14 protein-coding genes and 4 tRNA genes are annotated in these 18,557 nt (G+C 67.5%); 9 read left to right on the top strand and 9 right to left on the bottom strand.

What is annotated here, in order from left to right:
- Positions 1-78: 78 nt before the first annotated feature.
- Positions 79-163 (top strand) — tRNA-Leu (locus C6P64_RS16925).
- 151 nt (positions 164-314) lie between these two features.
- Here C6P64_RS16925 and rimO read toward each other — a convergent pair.
- Together rimO and phaR are read right to left on the bottom strand one after the other, a co-directional pair.
- Complete coding sequence (rimO, locus tag C6P64_RS16920; protein ID WP_105749710.1) at positions 315-1,688, bottom strand: 30S ribosomal protein S12 methylthiotransferase RimO; 1,374 nt, start codon at positions 1,686-1,688, stop codon at positions 315-317.
- Between the two features lie 41 nt (positions 1,689-1,729).
- Positions 1,730-2,254 (bottom strand): polyhydroxyalkanoate synthesis repressor PhaR, encoded by a 525-nt coding sequence (phaR, locus tag C6P64_RS16915; protein ID WP_245911773.1) that lies wholly within the window; start codon positions 2,252-2,254, stop codon positions 1,730-1,732.
- Positions 2,255-2,491: 237 nt separating this feature from the next.
- Between phaR and C6P64_RS16910 the strand changes: the two genes are divergently transcribed.
- From C6P64_RS16910 to glcF, 3 genes are read left to right on the top strand one after another with little or no spacing between them, the layout of a single operon-like run.
- Positions 2,492-3,970 (top strand): FAD-linked oxidase C-terminal domain-containing protein, encoded by a 1,479-nt coding sequence (locus C6P64_RS16910; protein WP_105749708.1) that lies wholly within the window; start codon positions 2,492-2,494, stop codon positions 3,968-3,970.
- Positions 3,970-5,058, top strand: a complete 1,089-nt coding sequence (gene glcE, locus C6P64_RS16905) for a glycolate oxidase subunit GlcE (protein WP_105749707.1) — start codon at positions 3,970-3,972, stop codon at positions 5,056-5,058. The genes C6P64_RS16910 and glcE overlap by 1 nt, the downstream gene beginning before the upstream one ends.
- A gap of 9 nt (positions 5,059-5,067) precedes the next feature.
- Positions 5,068-6,312 (top strand): glycolate oxidase subunit GlcF, encoded by a 1,245-nt coding sequence (glcF, locus tag C6P64_RS16900; protein ID WP_105749706.1) that lies wholly within the window; start codon positions 5,068-5,070, stop codon positions 6,310-6,312.
- A 47-nt stretch (positions 6,313-6,359) separates the two neighbouring features.
- Here the strand turns inward: glcF and C6P64_RS16895 are convergent.
- From C6P64_RS16895 to C6P64_RS16875, 5 genes are all read right to left on the bottom strand, one after another.
- Positions 6,360-6,436 (bottom strand) — tRNA-Val (locus tag C6P64_RS16895).
- Between the two features lie 7 nt (positions 6,437-6,443).
- Positions 6,444-6,520, bottom strand: a tRNA-Val gene (locus tag C6P64_RS16890).
- 92 nt (positions 6,521-6,612) lie between these two features.
- Positions 6,613-6,689: transfer RNA gene (locus C6P64_RS16885), tRNA-Val, on the bottom strand.
- A gap of 59 nt (positions 6,690-6,748) precedes the next feature.
- A complete protein-coding gene (locus tag C6P64_RS16880; RefSeq protein WP_105749705.1) occupies positions 6,749-9,004 on the bottom strand; it encodes a RelA/SpoT family protein in 2,256 nt (751 codons plus the stop codon).
- Positions 9,001-9,942, bottom strand: a complete 942-nt coding sequence (locus tag C6P64_RS16875; RefSeq protein WP_105749704.1) for an alpha/beta fold hydrolase — start codon at positions 9,940-9,942, stop codon at positions 9,001-9,003. Before C6P64_RS16875 ends, C6P64_RS16880 begins: the two co-directional genes overlap by 4 nt.
- Positions 9,943-10,070: 128 nt before the next feature.
- On the opposite strand from C6P64_RS16875, the gene C6P64_RS16870 reads away from it, so the two are divergent.
- The 3 genes from C6P64_RS16870 to C6P64_RS16860 all read left to right on the top strand — a co-directional run bounded on the left by C6P64_RS16870 (position 10,071) and on the right by C6P64_RS16860 (position 13,013).
- Positions 10,071-10,841, top strand: coding sequence for a 3-hydroxybutyrate dehydrogenase (locus C6P64_RS16870; RefSeq protein ID WP_105749703.1), 771 nt, complete (start codon positions 10,071-10,073; stop codon positions 10,839-10,841).
- A 70-nt stretch (positions 10,842-10,911) separates the two neighbouring features.
- Positions 10,912-11,646 carry an osmolarity response regulator transcription factor OmpR gene (ompR, locus tag C6P64_RS16865; RefSeq protein ID WP_105749702.1) on the top strand — a complete coding sequence of 245 codons (735 nt, stop codon included), beginning with the start codon at positions 10,912-10,914 and terminating at the stop codon, positions 11,644-11,646.
- Positions 11,643-13,013, top strand: coding sequence for an ATP-binding protein (locus tag C6P64_RS16860; protein ID WP_105749701.1), 1,371 nt, complete (start codon positions 11,643-11,645; stop codon positions 13,011-13,013). Before ompR ends, C6P64_RS16860 begins: the two co-directional genes overlap by 4 nt.
- Positions 13,014-13,072: 59 nt before the next feature.
- On the opposite strand, the gene ispF is transcribed toward C6P64_RS16860, so the two are convergent.
- Together ispF and ispD are read right to left on the bottom strand one after the other, a co-directional pair.
- On the bottom strand, positions 13,073-13,576 hold the full coding sequence (ispF, locus tag C6P64_RS16855; RefSeq protein ID WP_105749700.1) for a 2-C-methyl-D-erythritol 2,4-cyclodiphosphate synthase: 504 nt from the start codon (positions 13,574-13,576) through the stop codon (positions 13,073-13,075).
- Positions 13,577-13,617: 41 nt separating this feature from the next.
- Positions 13,618-14,379 (bottom strand): 2-C-methyl-D-erythritol 4-phosphate cytidylyltransferase, encoded by a 762-nt coding sequence (ispD, locus tag C6P64_RS16850; RefSeq protein WP_105749699.1) that lies wholly within the window; start codon positions 14,377-14,379, stop codon positions 13,618-13,620.
- An 89-nt stretch (positions 14,380-14,468) separates the two neighbouring features.
- Between ispD and mfd the strand changes: the two genes are divergently transcribed.
- Complete coding sequence (gene mfd, locus C6P64_RS16845) at positions 14,469-17,951, top strand: transcription-repair coupling factor (protein ID WP_105749698.1); 3,483 nt, start codon at positions 14,469-14,471, stop codon at positions 17,949-17,951.
- 10 nt (positions 17,952-17,961) lie between these two features.
- Complete coding sequence (locus tag C6P64_RS16840; protein WP_105749697.1) at positions 17,962-18,354, top strand: lysozyme inhibitor LprI family protein; 393 nt, start codon at positions 17,962-17,964, stop codon at positions 18,352-18,354.
- Positions 18,355-18,557 lie beyond the last annotated feature (203 nt).

Below are 18,557 nucleotides of genomic sequence, written 5' to 3'. Positions count from 1 at the left end.
AGTCCTCTCCTGGGCACCAAAGACTGTAGCACTCATTTGCTGCGCCTTGTGCAACATCTCAAGAAAAAAACCCTGAAAGCCCAGGTGGCGGAATTGGTAGACGCACTAGTTTCAGGTACTAGCGGGTAACTCCGTGGAGGTTCGAGTCCTCTCCTGGGCACCATACATGAAACCCTGCAGATCTCACGGTCTGCAGGGTTTTTCGTTTTCCCCCTGCCCAAGGTCAACAGGCAAAAGCCGCCCTCGCGAGGCGGCCGGGCATGTCGGCCGGCAAAGGACTGGCGCCAGCAGGCGGCAGTCCGGCAGTGCAACAATCAGACCGGCTGGCCGACCAGGTCGTGGCCCTGGGTGCCGACGATGCGCACCTTGATGAAGTCGCCAACCTTGTAGGTCTTGCTGGCCTTCTCGGGCGGCAGCAACTGGACGACGCCGTCGATCTCGGGCGCATCGGCATAGGTACGCCCCACCCCACCCTTCTTGCCCAGACTGACAGCCTGGTCGACCAGCACCTGCATGGTCGCGCCGACGCGGCGCTGCAGCCGCTCGACCGAGACCTGCTCGGCGACTTCCATGAAGCGGGCCTGGCGCTCCGCGCGCAGCGCATCGGGCAACGCCCCCGGCAAGGCATTGGCCAGCGCGCCATCGACCGGCGAATAGGCAAAGCAGCCCGCACGGTCGATCTGCGCCTCGCGCAGGAAGTCGAGCAGGTGCGTGAATTCCTCTTCGGTCTCGCCCGGGAAGCCGGCAATGAAGGTGCTGCGCACCACCAGCTCGGGGCAGATCTCGCGCCAGCGCTGGATGCGCTCGAGGTTCTTCTCGCCGCTGGCCGGGCGCTTCATGCGCTTGAGCACATCGGGGTGGCTGTGCTGCAGCGGCACGTCGAGATAAGGCAGCACCAGGCCCTCGGCCATCAGCGGGATGATATCGTCCACATGCGGATACGGGTAGACATAGTGCAGCCGGACCCAGGCGCCATAGCCGCGCGCGAGCTCGCCCAGGGTCTTGACCAGGTCGTACATCTTGGTCTTGACCGGCTTGCCGTCCCAGAAACCGGTGCGGTACTGGACATCGACACCGTAGGCCGAGGTGTCCTGGCTCACCACCAGCAGCTCCTTGACGCCGGCCTCGAACAGCTTGCGCGCCTCGGTCAGCACCTCGCCGATCGGACGGCTCACCAGGTCGCCGCGCAGCGAGGGGATGATGCAGAAGGTGCAGCGGTGGTTGCAGCCTTCGCTGATCTTGAGGTAGGCGTAGTGGCGCGGTGTCAGCTTGATGCCCTGCGCCGGCACCAGATCCAGGAAGGGGTCATGCGGCTTGGGCAGGTGCTTGTGCACCGCGTCCATCACCTCCTGGGTCGCATGCGGTCCGGTCACGGCCAGCACCGAGGGGTGCACGCCCTCGACCATGTTGCCGCCCGCTTCGTCCTTGCGCGCGCCCAGGCAGCCGGTCACGATCACCTTGCCGTTTTCGGCCAGGGCTTCGCCAATAGTGTCGAGGCTTTCCTTGACGGCGTCGTCGATGAAGCCGCAGGTGTTGACGATCACGAGGTCCGCGCCGTCAAAGGTCTTGCTGGTCTGGTAACCCTCGGCGCTGAGCTGGGTGAGGATCAATTCGGAGTCGGTGAGCGCCTTCGGGCATCCGAGGCTCACGAAGCCCACTTTCGGGGCTTTGGCAATGGTTTCAGTCATGCCCCGATTGTCTCAGGTCGAGGCGGACCCGGCGCAAAAACTCAGCGCTTGACCCCGAAGGCCTCGAGCATTTGCTGCTGCAGCTGGTTCAGCGCCTTTTGCGACTGCTCCAGATAGCCGCCCAGCGCGACGCCCGGAATCAGCGGCGGCTGGACGCCGAGGAACTGCGACCACATCTCGGGCGTCAGGCCCTTGGCCTGATCCGCCATCTGGCGCTGCAGGTCGGCAAAGGCTTCGACGCTCTGCTCGAGGTAGCTGCCCATGAAGCCCTGCATCGAATGGCCGTAGAAGCGGATGATGTCAGCCAGCATGCGCTCGGAGAAAAACGGCACGCCGCCGGTCTCCTCCTCGAGGATGATCTGCAGCAGGATGCTGCGCGTCAGGTCGGCACCGGTCTTGGCGTCGCGCACGGAAAAAAGCACCCCCTGCAGCACCAGCGCACGCACGTCGGCCAGCGTGATGTAGGACGAGGTGGTCGTATCGTAGAGGCGGCGGTTGGGGTATTTCTTGATTACGCGTACACAGCTCGCCGGTTCGGACGCGTTCTGCCCCTGTTCATTCTGCACTAAGTTGGCTCCTGCCTGGCCCTTGAAGACCGTCTGCTGTCTGGATGAGCCTATTCTATGAACATTGCAAGCCATTTGACGAGCAAGCGCAGACGCAAGTCGTCACAGAGCCCCGGTCTGACGAAAAATTTTCATCAGGGCACGCGCATTCATTTCAGCCCGGGTTAACCCTGGTTTGACCGTTTTTCGCCAGCACCGATGCCAAGCTGGCGGCCCGGCTCCTGTATCTTCCGGAACATGAACACCTCAAGCCCCATCGATGCACGCCGCGCCGAGGTAGTGAGGGCGTTGAGCCGGGTGCTGCCGGCCCATGCCCTGCTCGCACGCAGCGAGGACACCATTCCCTATGAATGCGACGGTCTGACCGCCTACCGCAACCGGGCGCTCGCCGTGGCGCTGCCCGAAACCGAACAGCAGGTCGCGGCCGTGCTCCAGGCCTGCCACGCGCTCGGCGTTCCGGTGGTCGCGCGTGGTGCCGGCACCGGCCTGTCGGGTGGCGCCATGCCGCACAGCGAAGGCGTGACGCTGTCGCTGGCCAAGTTCAACCGCATCGTGCGCATCGACCCGCTGTCGTGCACGGCGCTGGTACAGGCTGGCGTGCGCAACCTCGCGATCTCGGAAGCGGCGGCGCCGCACGGGCTCTACTACGCACCCGACCCGAGCAGCCAGATCGCCTGCACCATAGGCGGCAACATCGCCGAGAACTCGGGCGGCGTACACTGCCTCAAGTACGGGCTCACCTTGCACAACGTGCTCCAAGTGCGCGGCTTCACGGTCGAGGGCGAGCCGGTCAGCTTCGGCTCGCAGGCACTGGACTCCCCGGGGCTGGACCTGCTGCCGCTGGTGGTGGGCAGCGAAGGCATGCTGGCCGTCGTGACCGAGGTCATGGTCAAGCTGGTGCCCAAGCCGCAGCTGGCGCGCTGCATCATGGCCAGCTTCGCCGATATCGAGGCCGCTGGCGAAGCGGTGGCGGCCGTAATCGCAGCCGGCATCATCCCGGCCGGGCTGGAGCTGATGGACAAGCGCATGACGGCCGCGGTCGAGGACTTCGTGCATGCGGGCTATGACCTCGATGCCGCCGCCATCCTGCTGTGCGAGAGCGATGGCACGCCCGAGGAAGTCGGCGAGGAAATCGAGCGCATGAGCGCGGTGCTGCGTGCGGCCGGTGCAACCCGGATCGAGGTCAGCCGCGACGAGGCCCAGCGGCAGAAGTTCTGGAGCGGGCGCAAGAACGCCTTTCCGGCCAGTGGGCGCATCAGCCCGGACTACATGTGCATGGACTCGACGATTCCGCGCAAGCGCCTGGCCGAGATCCTGCGTGCGATCGAGGCGATGGAGCAGCAGTACGGGCTGCGCTGTGCCAACGTGTTTCACGCCGGCGATGGCAACCTGCACCCGCTGATCCTGTTCGATGCCAACGACCCCGATCAGCTGCACCGCTGCGAGCTGTTCGGCGCCGACATCCTCGAGACCAGCGTGCGCCTGGGTGGCACCGTGACCGGCGAGCATGGCGTCGGCGTCGAGAAGCTCAACTCGATGTGCGTGCAGTTCTCACCCGAGGAGCGCGAGCAGATGTTCGCACTCAAGCGCGCCTTCGATCCGAATGAAGGACTCAATCCGGGCAAGGTGATCCCGACGCTGCAGCGCTGCGCCGAATACGGCAAGCTGACCGTGCTGCGTGGCCTGCTGCCCTTCCCCGATCTGCCGAGGTTCTGATGAAAGCAAGCAATGACCCGGCGCTGCAGCGCCTGATCGACCAGGTGCTGGCCGCGCGTGACGCACGCCAGCCACTCGACATCCGCGGCGGCGGAACGAAGGATTTCCATGGCGGCCCGCGCCAGGGCCAGCCGCTCGAGTTGCGCCCGCTGTCGGGCATCAGCAGCTATGAGCCGTCCGAGCTGGTGGTGACGGCGCGCGCCGGCACGCTGCTCAGCGAACTGGAGCAGACACTGGCAGCACAAGGCCAGTGCCTGGCGTTCGAGCCGCCGCGCTTCGCAGATGGCGGCACGGTGGGCGGCATGGTCGCCGCCGGCCTGTCCGGACCGGCGCGCGCAGCCGTGGGCAGCGTGCGCGACTATGTGCTGGGCGCAACGCTGCTCAACGGCGAGGGCCAGGTGCTGACCTTTGGCGGCCAGGTGATGAAGAACGTCGCGGGCTACGATGTCTCGCGCGCGCTGGCGGGCTCGATGGGCGTGCTGGGCGTCATCCTCGAGGTCTCGCTCAAGGTGCTGCCACGCCCGCCGGCCCAGGCCACGCTGGCCTACGCCATGGACCAGGCGCAGGCGCTGCGCTGGCTCAACGGCCTGACGCGCCAGCCACTGCCCGTCAATGCCAGCTGCTGGCATGACGGCCAGTTGCTGCTGCGCCTGTGCGGCGCGCAGGCCGCGGTCGAAGCCGCCTGCAAGCAGCTCGGCGGCGACAGGCTGGACGACGCCCAGGCCGAAGTGGCCTGGCGCGAGCTGCGCGACCAGCGGCATGCGTTCTTCGCTGCGGCCAGGGCTGATGGCGAACGGCTCTGGCGCCTGTCGCTGCCAGCGGTGGCCCCGATGCTGCCGCTGCCAGGCCAGACGCTGATCGAATGGGGCGGCGCCCAGCGCTGGCTGCGCAGCCACGCGCCAGTGGCCGAGCTGCGCGCTGCCGCGACCCAGGCCGGCGGCCATGCGACGCTGTTTCGTGGCGCGAGCGCAGCTGATGCGGTCTTCACGCCGCTCGATGCGACACAGCAGCGCCTGCAGCAACAGCTCAAGAGCGCCTTCGACCCTCATGGCCTGTTCAACCGCGGCCGCCTCAACCCCGAATTCTGAGTCATCGACATGCAAACCCATCTGGCCCCTGAATTCAAGGACAGTCGCGAAGGCCGCGCGGCCGAAGCCATCCTGCGCAAATGCGTGCATTGCGGCTTCTGCACCGCGACCTGCCCGACCTACCAGCTGCTCGGCGACGAGCTTGACGGCCCGCGCGGGCGCATCTACCTGATCAAGCAGATGCTCGAAGGCGCCGAGGTCACGCGCAGCACGCAGCAGCACCTGGACCGCTGCCTGACCTGCCGCAACTGCGAGAGCACCTGCCCGAGCGGCGTCGATTACGGCCAGCTGGTCGAGATCGGCCGCCAGCTGGTCGACGAGCGGGTCAAGCGCCCGGTCGCCGAGCAGGCACAGCGCTGGCTGCTCAAGGAAGGGCTGACCTCGCCGTTGTTCGGACCCGCAGTCAAGGCCGGCCAGGCGCTGCGTGGGCTGCTGCCAGCGGCGCTGCAGAACAAGCTGCCGGTGAACGGAAATCCGGATAGCGGCGCCTGGCCGACTCGCACCCACGCACGCAAGGTGCTGATGCTGGCTGGCTGCGTACAGCCGACGCTGGCGCCCAATATCAACGCCGCGACTGCGCGCGTGCTCGACGCGGCCGGCATCCAGGTCCTGCTGGCGCCGAAAGCCGGCTGCTGCGGCGCGGTACGCAGCCATTTGGGCGACCCGCAGGGCGGTCTGGACGACATGCGACGCAACATCGACGCCTGGTGGCCGCAGGTCGAGTGTGGCGAGGTGGAGGCGATCGTGATGAATGCCTCGGCCTGCGGACTGGCGGTCAAGGAATACGGCCATGCGCTGGCCCATGATCCGGCCTACGCCGAACGCGCCCAGCGCATCAGCGCCTTGGCGCGCGACTTGAGCGAGCTGTTGCCCGATCTGGTGGCCGCCTTGCAGAGCCAGCTGGCCGGCGCCAAGCTGCCGCGGGTGGCGTTTCACCCACCCTGCACGCTGCAGCACGGCCAGAAGCTGCGCGGCGGCATCGAGTCCCAGCTGCGCACGCTCGGATTCGAAGTCGAGATCGCAGGCGAGGAAAGCCATCTCTGCTGCGGCTCGGCCGGCACCTACAGCGTGCTGCAGCCCGAACTGGCCTATCCGCTGCGCGACCGCAAGCTCGGCCATCTGGGCAAGCTCGACGCCGAGGTGATCGCCAGCGCCAACATGGGCTGCATCCAGCACTTGCAGTCCGGCACCGAAACGCCTGTGCGACACTGGGTCGAACTGCTCGACGCAGCGCTGCAGACAAGGGGAAGATAAGCAGACAACAAAAAGCCCCAGAGCTTTACGCTGAGGGGCTTTGTTTTTGGTAGGACTGATTGGATTCGAACCAACGACCCCCACCATGTCAAGGTGGTGCTCTAACCAACTGAGCTACAGTCCTGAAATTCTGGTAGGCTCGACTAGATTCGAACTAGCGACCCCCACCATGTCAAGGTGGTGCTCTAACCAACTGAGCTACGAGCCTAGAATTCAAGGTCTTGCAGTATACATGAGAGCCTGACAAGGACTCCTGGCTTCCAGATAGCTCTTCAGACTGTCTCCAGCCAGAAGAAATTCTGGTAGGCGCGATTGGATTCGAACCAACGACCCCCACCATGTCAAGGTGGTGCTCTAACCAACTGAGCTACGCGCCTGCATCGCTGCAAGACCGCTAGTATAGCAGTAAATTACAGGCTTTTTGAACCGATGCCGACTAGCGTCGCCAGACCCGCTGCACACCGGGCACATCGGAGACCGCCGACATCACACGGGCGACCCGCATCGAGTCGGTGACCTCGACCGTGAAGGTCATCCATGCCACGCCGCGGACCGACTGGGTCTGCACGCCGATGACATTGATCTTCTCGCGCGAGAAGGCATCCGAGATGTCGCGCAGCAGGCCTTGGCGATCCTGCGCCTCGACCGCGACGTCGACCGGGTAGACCGCCGACTCGGCCCCCTTGCCCTTGGCCCCGCTCCATTGCACGTCGAGCACGCGGTCCGGGTGCCGGCGCACCAGGTGGCCGAAGTCGGGGCAATCGCTGCGGTGGATGCTGACGCCCTTGCCGCGCGTGACGAAGCCGCGGATCTCGTCGGGCGGCGCGGGCTTGCAGCAGCGCGCCAGCTGGGTCAGCAACGAGTCGACCCCGACCACCAGCACGCCGCCAGAGGAGGATTTCTCGGCGCCGCGCGCCTTGCGGATCACGACCTCGTCGGGCTCGGGCACCAGCTCTTGCGGCTTGAGCTGCTGCTCGACCGCGCGCAGCGAGGTTTCCTCCTTGCCGACCGACTCGAACAGCGCCTGCGGCGTCTCGAAGCCGAGCCCGGCCGCGAGCTCCTCGTGCCGCAAGGCGGTCTTGCCTTCGCGCTGCAGCAGGCGCTCGATCGCGTCGCGCCCGCGCGCCGCGTTGTCCTCGGCTGCCAGCGCATTGAACCAGGCGCGCACCTTGCTCTTGGCACGATGACTGACCAGGTAGCCCAGCTCGGGATTGAGCCAGTCGCGCGAGGGACCGCCCTCCTTGGCCGCGACCACCTCGACCGTCTGGCCGCTGCGCAGCGGGGTGTTGAGCGTGACCATCGCGCCATCGACGCGCGCGCCGCGGCAGCGGTGGCCCAGGGTGGTGTGCACGGTGTAGGCGAAGTCGAGCGGGGTCGCGCCCTGGGGCAGCTCGACGATCGCGGCCTGCGGCGTCAGCACGTAGATGCAGTCGTCGAACAGCTGGCTGGCCTCGCCGCTGAGGTCGCTCTGCCAGGCCAGCAACTGGCGCAGCACCGCGATCTTGGCGTCGTAGTCCGAGCTCGCGCTGACGCCCGCGTAGCCCTTGGAGCCGGCCTCCTTGTAGGCCCAGTGCGCGGCCACGCCATGCTCGGCATGGTCGTGCATGGCCTGGGTGCGGATCTGGATCTCGAAGGCGCGGCCCTGCGCGTCGCGCACCACGGTGTGCAGCGACTGGTAGCCGTTGGGCTTGGGCTTGGCGATGTAGTCGTCGAATTCCTCGGACACCGGGCTGAAATGCGAATGCACCCAGGCCAGCACCGCGTAGCAGTCGTCGACCGCCGGCACCACGACGCGCAGCGCGCGGATGTCGAACACCTGGTCGAAGTCGAGCGACTTGCCGCGCATCTTCTTGACGATGCTGTAGATATGCTTGGGCCGGCCCTGGACCGAGGCCTGGATGCCCTGGGCCTGCAGCGCAGCCTCGAGGTCGAGCCGGACCTGCTCGACATGGCTTTCGCGCTCGACGCGCTTCTCGTCGAGCAGGCGCGCGATCTGCTTGTAGGTGTCGGGCTCGAGGAAGCGGAAGGACAGGTCCTCCATCTCCCACTTGATCTGCCAGATGCCGAGCCGGTTGGCCAGCGGCGCGAAGATGTGCAGCGACTCCTGCGCCAGCGCGCGCTCGGGCAGCTTTCTGGCGGCCGCGTGGTAGCGTAGCGTCTGCAGCCGGGAGGCCAGGCGCAGCATGACCACCCGCAGGTCGCGCGAGAAGGCCAGCAGCATCTTGCGCACGTTCTCGGTCTGGCTGGCGTCGAGCTCGGACGGCTGCGCCTTGGCCGCGTTGGCGACGAAGCCGCTTTGCTGCTGCGCGAGCTCGCGCTCGAGGCGGACCTGGGCCGCCTTCAGGCGTGCCTGGCGCTGCAACTGCAGCAGCTTGTGGGTCTCGACCGCGACATGGGCGTAGCTGTCGCCAAAGGCCTTGGCGATGATCTCCTGCGGGCGCTGCAGATACTGGCAGGCATAGACCAGGTAGGCGGCGGCCTGCATCTCGGGCGAGCCGCCCATCAGGGCCAGGATGCCGACCATGGCGTCGGCGTGCGCCAGGGTGTTCTCGCCAGTGTCGAGCTGGCTCGCGGTCAGCAGCGGTTCGGCAAAGGCGCGCGCACGCGCCAGTGCCTGGTCATCGGCAGGCTCGCGTGCCGACAGCGCAGCCGCGATCGCGGTGCCGCTCGATGGAGGATCTGAGGGGTTCATGAGGAAAGCAAAAAATCCTTGACGACAGCCACCTGGTCCGGCTGGACCAAGGCGGGTGCATGACCGACACCGGCAAACTCGACACAACGGGCACGCGGCCCGCGGTCGGCCATGGCAGCGGCGGTCTCGGGGGTCAGCAGGTCGGACTCGGCTCCGCGCAGCAGCAGGCAGCAGGCCTGGATCTGGTCGTAGAGCTGCCACAGGGGAGATTCGGCGGCGCCAGCGCCGCCATGATGCAAGGCCTCCATGTCGGCCAGCATCTGCTTGAACGGGGCGGCAATGCCCGGATCGTAGTGCAGGGTCCAGCCGCCGAGGGAACGCCGCAACATCGGCCGCGACAGAGCCAGCCACTGCTCGGGGCTGTGCGGCCCGAAGGCCGCCGAGAGTTTCTGCAGCACATGGACGGCAGCGATCTCGGACGGAAAGACCGGCAGGTTGCCGAGGTAGGTCTCGATGCGGCGCAGCGAGGCGAGCTGGATCTCGGGACCGACGTCGTTGAGGACCAGGCGCCGCAGGGCCAGATGCGGTGGGGCCGCCAGCGCCATGCCGATCAGGCCGCCCATGCTGGTGCCGACCCAGTCCAGCCGCAGTTCGGCCCCATCGCGCCCCGTGGCCTGCTCGAAGCCCAGGCGCAGATGACGCAGCAGCTCGGCCATGTCGGCGATATAGGTCGGCAGCTGGTAGTCCATCGGTTCGGCCAGCCAGTCGCTCTGGCCACGGCCGGCGATGTCCACGCAGAGCACGCGGACCTGCGGCGCCAGGGCTTGCGCGAGCACATCGAAATCACGCGCCTGCCGGCTCAGGCCATGGACGCAGAGCACGACCTGGTCGGACTGCTCGGAGCCGGTAGCATTCCACTCCCACCAGGCGATCCGGCGCTGGGAACTGAATTTGGCCCTGACACCAGGGACTTCCAGGAAGTTGAGTTGTGGTTCCATGTATCGGGGCCAGGCTTGCCCGGTCATCGTAGCGTCAATCGGGGCAGGATAATGAGGTCGGGATGCACGATGATGACGAAATCCCGCCCCTGCAACCTTCAAAACCCCCATTTCACGGAGTTCACCCCATGCTGAAGAACAAAACGGCCCTGGTCACCGGATCGACCAGCGGCATCGGATTGGGCATTGCCAAGGCGCTGGCGCGCCAGGGCGCCAACGTCATGCTCAACGGCTTCGGCAACGTAGAGGCCGCGCAGGCCGAAGTCGCCGCCTTCGGCACCCGCGTGAGCTACCACGGCGCCGACATGAGCCAGCCGGAGCAGATCGAGGCCATGATGGCAGCGGCGGCCAGCGAGTTCGGTCGGGTCGACATCCTGGTCAACAACGCCGGCATCCAGCATGTGGCCAATATCGAGGAGTTCCCGCTCGAGCGCTGGAACGCGATCATCGCGATCAACCTCAGCAGCACCTTTCACACCACCCGGCTGGCGCTGCCGGCGATGAAGGAGGCCAACTGGGGCCGCATCATCAACGTCGCCTCGGTGCACGGCCTGGTCGGCTCGGCGGGCAAGGCCGCCTATGTCGCGGCCAAGCATGGCGTGGTCGGCCTGACCAAGGTCACCGCGCTCGAGACCGCCACCAGCGGCGTGACCTGCAACGCGATCTGCCCGGGCTGGGTACTGACCCCGCTGGTGCAGCAGCAGGTCGACGCCAAGGCCGCCGCGCAGGGCATCAGCAACGAGCAGGCCACGCGCCAGCTGCTCGGCGAGAAGGAACCCTCGATGCAGTTCACCACGCCCGAGGAACTCGGCGAGCTGGCGGTCTTCTTCTGCTCGCCGGCCGGCAACAATGTGCGCGGCGTGGCCTGGAACATGGATGGCGGCTGGACCGCACAGTAAATCCCGGCGCGCTGCCGGTCGGGCAGCGCTGCTGTCAAAATAGGTCTTGTCTAGTACTGGAAGATCCGACATGCCGAATGCCACGCAGCGTCCCGACCGCATCCTGGTCGTGGACGACGATGCCCGTATCCGCGACCTGCTCAAGCGCTACCTGACCCAGGAGGGCCTGGAGGTGTTGCTGGCCGAAGACGGACGCAGCCTGAGCCGCGTCCTGCAGCGCGAATCGGTCGACCTGATCGTGCTCGACCTGATGTTGCCCGGCGAGGATGGCTTGAGCATCTGCCGCCGGCTGCGCCAGGCCAAGGACCGCACGCCCATCATCATGCTGACCGCCAAGAGCGAGGACATCGACCGCATCGTCGGGCTCGAGGTCGGCGCCGACGACTACCTCGGCAAGCCCTTCAACCCGCGCGAGCTGCTCGCGCGCATCCACGCGGTGCTGCGCCGGCGCCCGCCGGTCGAGGTGCCGGGCGCGCCTTCCAGCGGCGACGAGGTGGTGCAGTTCGGGCCCTACACGCTTGACCTGGGCCAGCGCACGCTGCGCAAGCAGGAGACCGACATCGCGCTGACGACCGGCGAGTTCGCGATGCTCAAGGCGCTGGTACGCCATCCGCGCCAGCCACTGTCGCGCGACAAGCTGGCCCAGCTCGCGCGCGGCCGCGAGTTCGAGCCCTTCGACCGCAGCCTCGACGTGCAGGTCTCGCGGCTGCGCAAGCTGATCGAGGAAGACCCGACCACGCCGCGCTACATCCAGACCGTCTGGGGCGTGGGCTATGTCTTCGTGCCGGAAGGACAGTCGGATTGAAGGCAGGCCCTCGCCTGCGCTGGCTCAGGCTGCGCCTGGCCCAGGCCATCGGCTGGCAAGGCATCAGCCTGTTCTGGCGCAACTGGTTCGCGCTGGCGCTGATCCTGCTCGGCTGCATGCTGGCCTGGCTGCAGAGCTACCGGGCGCTCGAATTCGAGCCCAGGGCGCTGCAAAGCGCGCGCCAGGTCGCCTCGCTGGTCAACCTGAGCCGGGCCGCGCTGCGCCATGTCGACCCGATCGCGCGCGTGTCATTGATGAAGTCGCTGCTCGACGAGGAAGAGGTACAGATCTCGGTGCGCGAGCCGGGCGACAGCTACCAGCCCTATGACCAGGATGCCTTCGGACGCCGCATCAGCGCCGAACTGACGCAGCTGCTCGGCAAGGGCACGCTGGTGGCGCGCGCGGTCAATGGCCGGGACGGGCTCTGGGTCGGCTTCAAGATCGGGCGCGAGCAGTTCTGGCTGCTGACCGATCCCAGGCGGGTCGGCGCGGTCGAGCGCGGCACCCTGCTGGTCTGGCTAGGGATCGCGGGCCTGTTCTCGCTGCTCGGATCGGCGGTGCTGGCGCGCCTGATCAACCAGCCGCTCAAGCGGCTGCAGGTGGCCGCGACCCAGGTGCGCGAGGGCAACTTCGCCTCGGTGCGACTGGACGAGACGGTCACCACCCAGGAGATCCGGGAGGTCAACATCGGCTTCAACCGCATGGCGCGCCAGCTCGGCCAGGCCGAACAGGACCGGGTGCTGATGCTGGCCGGCATCTCGCACGACCTGCGCACGCCGCTGGCCAGGCTGCGGCTGGAGGCCGAACTCAGCGTGAGCGACGAGAGCGCGCGCGCCGACATGGTGGCCGACATCGAGCAGGTCGATGCGACCATCGACAAGTTCCTCGACTATGCGCGCACCGGACCGGAGCGCAGCGAGCCGGTCGACCTGGTCAGCACCCTGAACGACGCGGTGCGGGCCTGCGGGACCAGGAGCCCGCTGCGGCTGCAGATGCAGGTCAGCCCCGGCACGGTGGTGCTGGGCGATGCGGTCGAGCTGCGGCGCGTGTTCTCGAATCTGCTGGAAAACGCGCTGCGCTATGGCCGTGGTGCCGACGGGATGGCCGAAGTCGAGGTCGAGGCCGAACTGCTGGCGCAGAAGGTGCGCGTGACGCTGCGCGACCACGGTCCCGGGGTCAGCGACGAGCAGCTGCCACGCCTGACCCAGCCCTTCTTCCGCGGCGATTCGGCCCGCACCGCGGCCAGCGGGTCGGGACTGGGGCTGGCGATCGTCAACAAGACGGTAGCGCGCATGGGTGGCCAGCTCACGCTGCGCCGGCACCCGGAAGGCGGCCTGGTGGCCGAGCTGCTGCTGCGGCGCGGCTGAAATCCAGCGAGCGCTGCGCGCAGCGCAGGGGCCTGGCAGCAGGCCGATGCAGATCCGCCTCAGCGGCGCATCAGCAGGGCGACGGCGCGCGCCTCGATGCTGCGGCCTTCGCCGACCGGCCCCATCTTCTCGGCGGTCTTGGCCTTGACGTTGACCTGGCTCGCATCGACGCCGAGCGCCTGCGCGATGCGCGAGCGCATCGCGGCCTTGTAGGGGGCCAGCTTGGGCGCCTGCGCGATCACGGTGCAGTCGACGTTGACGAGCTGGTAGCCGGTCCTGCCGACCGCCGCGACCGCCTGCTGCAGCAGCACGAAGGAATCCGCGCCCTTGAAGGCCGGGTCGTTGTCCGGAAAATGGGTGCCGATGTCGCCCAGGCCGGCGGCGCCGAGCAGCGCGTCGGTGATCGCGTGCAGCAGCGCGTCGGCATCCGAATGGCCGAGCAGGCCCTTCTCGTAGGGAATCTCGATCCCGCCCAGGATCAGGGGCCGGCCCTCGACCAGGGCATGGACATCCCAGCCCTCGCCGATGCGCAAGGGGGGCAAAGAGGAAATGGTGGCGCTCATGGGGACTCGCTGGCTTGAGAGGTGGGGGGGGAAAGACGGGCTCAGCCCGCGGCTGCCGCGCCGCGCAGGCGCAGCAGCGCCTCGGCCAGCGCGAAGTCTTCCGGGTAGGTGACCTTGAAGTTCTGCGCGCTGCCGCGCACCAGCTGCGGCGACAGCCCGCAGGCCTCGATCGCGCTGGCCTCGTCGGTGATGCCGGCGTAGCCGCCCGCCTCGGCGGCGGCCAGCGCCTGCTCGAGCGCGCCGAGGCGGAACATCTGCGGCGTCTGCGCCAGCCATTTGTCGTCGCGCGCCAGCGTGGCGGCCACGCGCGGGACATCGGAATCGGTCTGCGCCGCCTTCAGCGTGTCGGGCAGAGGCAGCGCCAGCAGGCCGCCGACCGGATCGTTGCGGCAGGCCTCGATCAGCGCGGCGATCTGCTGCGGCAGGATCAGGCAACGCGCCGCGTCGTGCACCAGTACCCAGTCGCGGGCATCGGCGCCAGCCTGCAGCAGGGCGCGCAGGCCGTTGTGCACGCTCGCGGCCCGGCTGGCGCCACCGACGCGCAGCAGCTGCACGCGCGGGTCCGCGCCGGACAGGCTGTCGTCATCGGGCGCGACGACCAGCGCGATGCTGGCGAGCTGCGGCAATGCCTGGAAGGCGGCCAGCGTATGGTCGACCAGGCGCCGCCCCGCCAGCAACTCGTACTGCTTGGGGCCGGAGCGGCCGGAGCGGCTGCCCGAACCGGCGCAGGGGATCAGGGCGTGGCAACGCGGGCCGGGCTGGGCGCCGGCGGCTGGGGAAATGGGGGGATAGACATGCAGCATGGGTCCGGGGATTCTAAAATCAGTCACGTCCACACCCCGCTCCCGCCTGGAGCGGGGTTTCGGTTTTTGCCGCTCGCCACAGACCCCGCATGGAACTGCCCAAACTCACCCCTGGCAAACGTTACAGCCTGCCGCGCCCGGCGGGCTCGGCCGACGCCCTGCTGCTGGCCCGGCTCGGCCTGCGCGAGAAAGCCGCCGGCCGCCCGGTCGCCATCGTCACGGCCGACGCCAACGATGCCCAGCGCCTGCTCGACGAGCTGCCCTTCTTCGCGCCGGGACTGCGCTGCGCCCTGTTCCCGGACTGGGAGACCCTGCCCTACGACAGCTTCTCGCCGCACCAGGACCTGATCAGCGAGCGGCTCGCCACCCTGTGGCGCATCCAGCAGCGCGACCAGGAGCAAGGCGCCGACGTGGTGATCGTGCCGGCCACCACCGCGCTGTACCGGCTGGCGCCGCCGGCCTTCCTGGCCGGCTACACCTTCGAGTTCAAGGTCAGGCAAAAGCTCGACGAGGCCAGGCTCAAGGCGCAGCTGACGCTGGCGGGCTACCAGCATGTGACCCAGGTGGTCAGCCCGGGCGAATACGCGGTGCGCGGCGGCCTGATCGACCTGTTCCCGATGGGCTCGCTGGTGCCCTACCGGGTCGACTTGTTCGACGACGAGATCGACTCGATCCGCACCTTCGACCCCGACAGCCAGCGCAGCCTGTATCCGGTGCCCGAGGTGAGGCTGCTGCCCGGACGCGAGTTCCCGATGGACGAGGCCGCGCGCAGCCTGTTCCGCAAGCGCTGGCGCGAACTGCTCGAGGGCGACCCGACCAAGAGCCGGATCTACAAGGACATCGGCAACGGAGTCGCCACCGCCGGCATCGAGTACTACCTGCCGCTGTTCTTCGAGCAGACCGCGACCGTGTTCGACTACCTCGGCGCGGACGCCACGCTGGTGCTGCACGGCGACCTGGAGCCGGCCTTCCAGCGCTTCTGGCAGGACACGCGCGAGCGCTACCGCCTGGTCCAGGGCGACCCGGACCGCCCCGCCCTGCCGCCTGAGACCCTGTTCCTCGACGCCGAAGGCTTCTATGCGGTGGCCAAGCCGCACATGCAGCTGGCACTGCGCCCTGGCACCCAGGATGTCGAGCACAGCGCCTGGATCCAGGCCCTGCCCGACCTGGGCGCGCAGCGCGGCGCCGACGACCCGCTGGCCAAGCTGCAGGCCCATATCCGCGCCAGCAGCGACCGCGTGCTGCTGCTGGCCGAGAGCGACGGCCGGCGCGAGAGCCTGCTCGACTTCCTGCGTGCCAGCGGGGTCAACCCACCGGCCTTCGACAGCCTGGCCGAGTTCCAGGCCAGCGACGAGAAGGTCGGCATCGCGACCGCCGCGCTCGCCAGCGGCTTCGCCTGGATCGAGGGCGGCATCGCCTTCGTCACCGAGACCGAGCTGTTCGCGGCCGGCCCGACCACGCGCCGCCGCCGCAAGCAGGAACAGGTCAGCGATGTCGATGCGCTGATCAAGGACCTGTCCGAGCTCAACGTCGGCGACCCGGTGGTGCACAGCGCGCATGGCATCGGGCGCTACCGCGGCCTGATCAACATGGACCTGGGCGAGAAGAACGCCGACGGCAGCCCCGCGCTGCAGGAATTCCTGCACCTCGAGTACGCCAACGACGCCACGCTCTACGTGCCGGTCAGCCAGTTGCAGCTGATCAGCCGCTACACCGGCGTCAGCGCCGACGAGGCGCCGCTGCACCGCCTGGGTTCTGGCCAATGGGAGAAGGCCAAGCGCCGCGCCGCCGAACAGGTGCGCGACGCCGCCGCCGAGCTGCTCAACATCTACGCCCGCCGCGCCGCGCGCGAGGGCCATGCCTTCCGCTACTCGCCGCACGACTACGAACAGTTCGCCAACGACTTCGGCTTCGAGGAAACCGCCGACCAGAAGGCCGCCATCCATGCGGTGATCCAGGACATGATCAGCCCGCAGCCGATGGACCGACTGGTCTGCGGCGACGTCGGCTTCGGCAAGACCGAGGTCGCCTTGCGCGCCGCCTTCGTCGCGGTCACCGGCGGCAAGCAGGTCGCCTTCCTGGCGCCGACCACGCTGCTGGCCGAGCAGCATTACCAGACCCTGATCGACCGCTTCGCCAAGTGGCCGGTCAGGATCGCCGAGATGAGCCGCTTCCGCACCACGAAGGAAATCAACGCGGCCCTGAAGGGCGTGGCCGACGGCACGGTCGACATCGTGGTCGGCACGCACAAGCTGCTGTCGGAAAAGACCCAGTTCAAGAACCTGGGCCTGCTGATCATCGACGAGGAACACCGCTTCGGCGTGCGGCACAAGGAGCAGATGAAGGCGCTGCGTGCCGAGGTCGACGTGCTGACCCTGACCGCGACGCCGATCCCGCGCACCCTGGGCATGGCACTCGAAGGCCTGAGGGATTTGAGCGTGATCGCCACCGCGCCGCAACGCCGGCTCGCCATCAAGACCTTCGTGCGCAGCGAGAGCAAGGGCGTGATCCGCGAGGCGGTGCTGCGCGAATTGAAGCGCGGCGGCCAGGTCTACTTCCTGCATAACGAGGTCGAGACGATCGAGAACCGCAAGCAGATGCTGGAAGATATCCTGCCCGAGGCGCGCATAGCCATCGCCCACGGCCAGATGCCCGAACGCGAACTCGAGCGCGTGATGCGCGACTTCGTGGCCCAGCGCTTCAACCTGCTGCTGTGCTCGACCATCATCGAGACCGGCATCGACGTGCCGACCGCCAACACCATCATCATGGCGCGCGCCGACAAGTTCGGCCTGGCGCAGCTGCACCAGTTGCGCGGCCGGGTCGGGCGCAGCCACCACCAGGCCTATGCCTACCTGCTGGTGCCCGACATCGAGGGCCTGACCAAGCAGGCGCAGCAACGCCTGGACGCGATCCAGCAGATGGAGGAGCTCGGCAGCGGCTTCTACCTCGCGATGCACGACCTCGAGATCCGCGGCGCCGGCGAGGTGCTGGGCGAGAACCAGAGCGGCAACATGCTCGAGGTCGGCTTCCAGCTCTACAACGAGATGCTGTCCGAAGCCGTCGAGTCGCTGAAGGCCGGGCGCGAACCCGACCTGCTCAATCCGCTCAACGTCACGACCGACATCAACCTGCATGCGCCGGCCTTGCTGCCCGACGACTACTGCGGCGACGTGCACCTGCGCCTGAGCTTCTACAAGAAGCTCGCGACCGCCAAGACCGCCGAGCAGGTCGACCGGCTGCTGGAGGAAATCGTCGACCGCTTCGGCAAGCTGCCGGCCCAGGCCCAGACCCTGATCGACGTGCACCGCCTGCGCGTGCTGAGCCAGCCCTACGGCGTGCAGAAGGTCGATGCGACGCCGGGCGTGATCCTGATCACCTTCCGCCCCAATCCGCCGATCGACCCGATGAAGATCATCGAGCTGGTGCAGAAGAACCGCCATGTCAAGCTCGCCGGCAACGACAAGCTGCGCATCGAGCGCGCGCTGGCCGAGCCGAAGGACCGGGCGCAGCTGGTGCGCGACATCTTGCGCTCGCTGGGGCAGCCGCAGGTGCCTGCGCCAGCCAACTGAGAGGCTTGCCATGCCGAAAATGAAAGCCGGGCTGGCAATGCTGCTGTTCATGCCTTTGGTAGCCTCGGCGGTCAACTGCGGTGACCTGACCACCCAGTCAGGCATGAACCAGTGCGCGGCAGCAGAGTACAAGAAGTCTGACCAGGCATTGAATCAGGCCTATGTTCGCTATCGGTCCCGCTTGGACGAGGCACAGAAACACCAGCTCATGGAAGTCCAGCGCGCCTGGATCAGCTTCCGCGATCTCAACTGCGAGTTCAAGAGTTCAGGCATCCTGGGTAGCAGCGCGCATCCTTTTGCTCTGGCAAGCTGCAGGACTGAAATGACCGAAATACGAGTGCGCGAGCTGCAAGAGCTGGAAAACTGCAAAGAAGGCGACTTGCTCTGTCCATCATGGAGATGATTCTTTCCAGATAAAAGCATCTGGCGCATGCCTAGACACGGCCCCATTGCCACAGCCTCCAGATACGCCACCAGCCTCGAAAGGCGACCGCACCTCGCCCACCCCGGTATCCCCGGCAACGGCCTCTAGCGCCTGGCGCAGCACCGACTGCCGCTGGCAGCGCCCGCTCAGCCCGCAATGGTCTAGGGCCTGTTAACGCAATC

It is taken from the genome of Malikia granosa, from assembly GCF_002980595.1.
Lineage (GTDB): Bacteria > Pseudomonadota > Gammaproteobacteria > Burkholderiales > Burkholderiaceae_C > Malikia > Malikia granosa.
This window is presented reverse-complemented; position numbering and strand designations above follow the sequence as displayed.

Excerpts from the sequence above, each read along its gene's own strand:
- rimO (WP_105749710.1), bottom strand. The coding sequence starts at position 1,688 with ATGACTGAAACCATTGCCAAAGCCCCGAAAGTGGGCTTCGTGAGCCTC.
- C6P64_RS16910 (WP_105749708.1), top strand. The coding sequence starts at position 2,492 with ATGAACACCTCAAGCCCCATCGATGCACGCCGCGCCGAGGTAGTGAGG.
- glcE (WP_105749707.1), top strand. The coding sequence starts at position 3,970 with ATGAAAGCAAGCAATGACCCGGCGCTGCAGCGCCTGATCGACCAGGTG.
- glcF (WP_105749706.1), top strand. The coding sequence starts at position 5,068 with ATGCAAACCCATCTGGCCCCTGAATTCAAGGACAGTCGCGAAGGCCGC.
- C6P64_RS16880 (WP_105749705.1), bottom strand. The coding sequence starts at position 9,004 with ATGAACCCCTCAGATCCTCCATCGAGCGGCACCGCGATCGCGGCTGCG.
- C6P64_RS16875 (WP_105749704.1), bottom strand. The coding sequence starts at position 9,942 with ATGGAACCACAACTCAACTTCCTGGAAGTCCCTGGTGTCAGGGCCAAA.
- C6P64_RS16870 (WP_105749703.1), top strand. The coding sequence starts at position 10,071 with ATGCTGAAGAACAAAACGGCCCTGGTCACCGGATCGACCAGCGGCATC.
- ompR (WP_105749702.1), top strand. The coding sequence starts at position 10,912 with ATGCCGAATGCCACGCAGCGTCCCGACCGCATCCTGGTCGTGGACGAC.
- ispF (WP_105749700.1), bottom strand. The coding sequence starts at position 13,576 with ATGAGCGCCACCATTTCCTCTTTGCCCCCCTTGCGCATCGGCGAGGGC.
- ispD (WP_105749699.1), bottom strand. The coding sequence starts at position 14,379 with ATGCTGCATGTCTATCCCCCCATTTCCCCAGCCGCCGGCGCCCAGCCC.
- mfd (WP_105749698.1), top strand. The coding sequence starts at position 14,469 with ATGGAACTGCCCAAACTCACCCCTGGCAAACGTTACAGCCTGCCGCGC.
- C6P64_RS16840 (WP_105749697.1), top strand. The coding sequence starts at position 17,962 with ATGCCGAAAATGAAAGCCGGGCTGGCAATGCTGCTGTTCATGCCTTTG.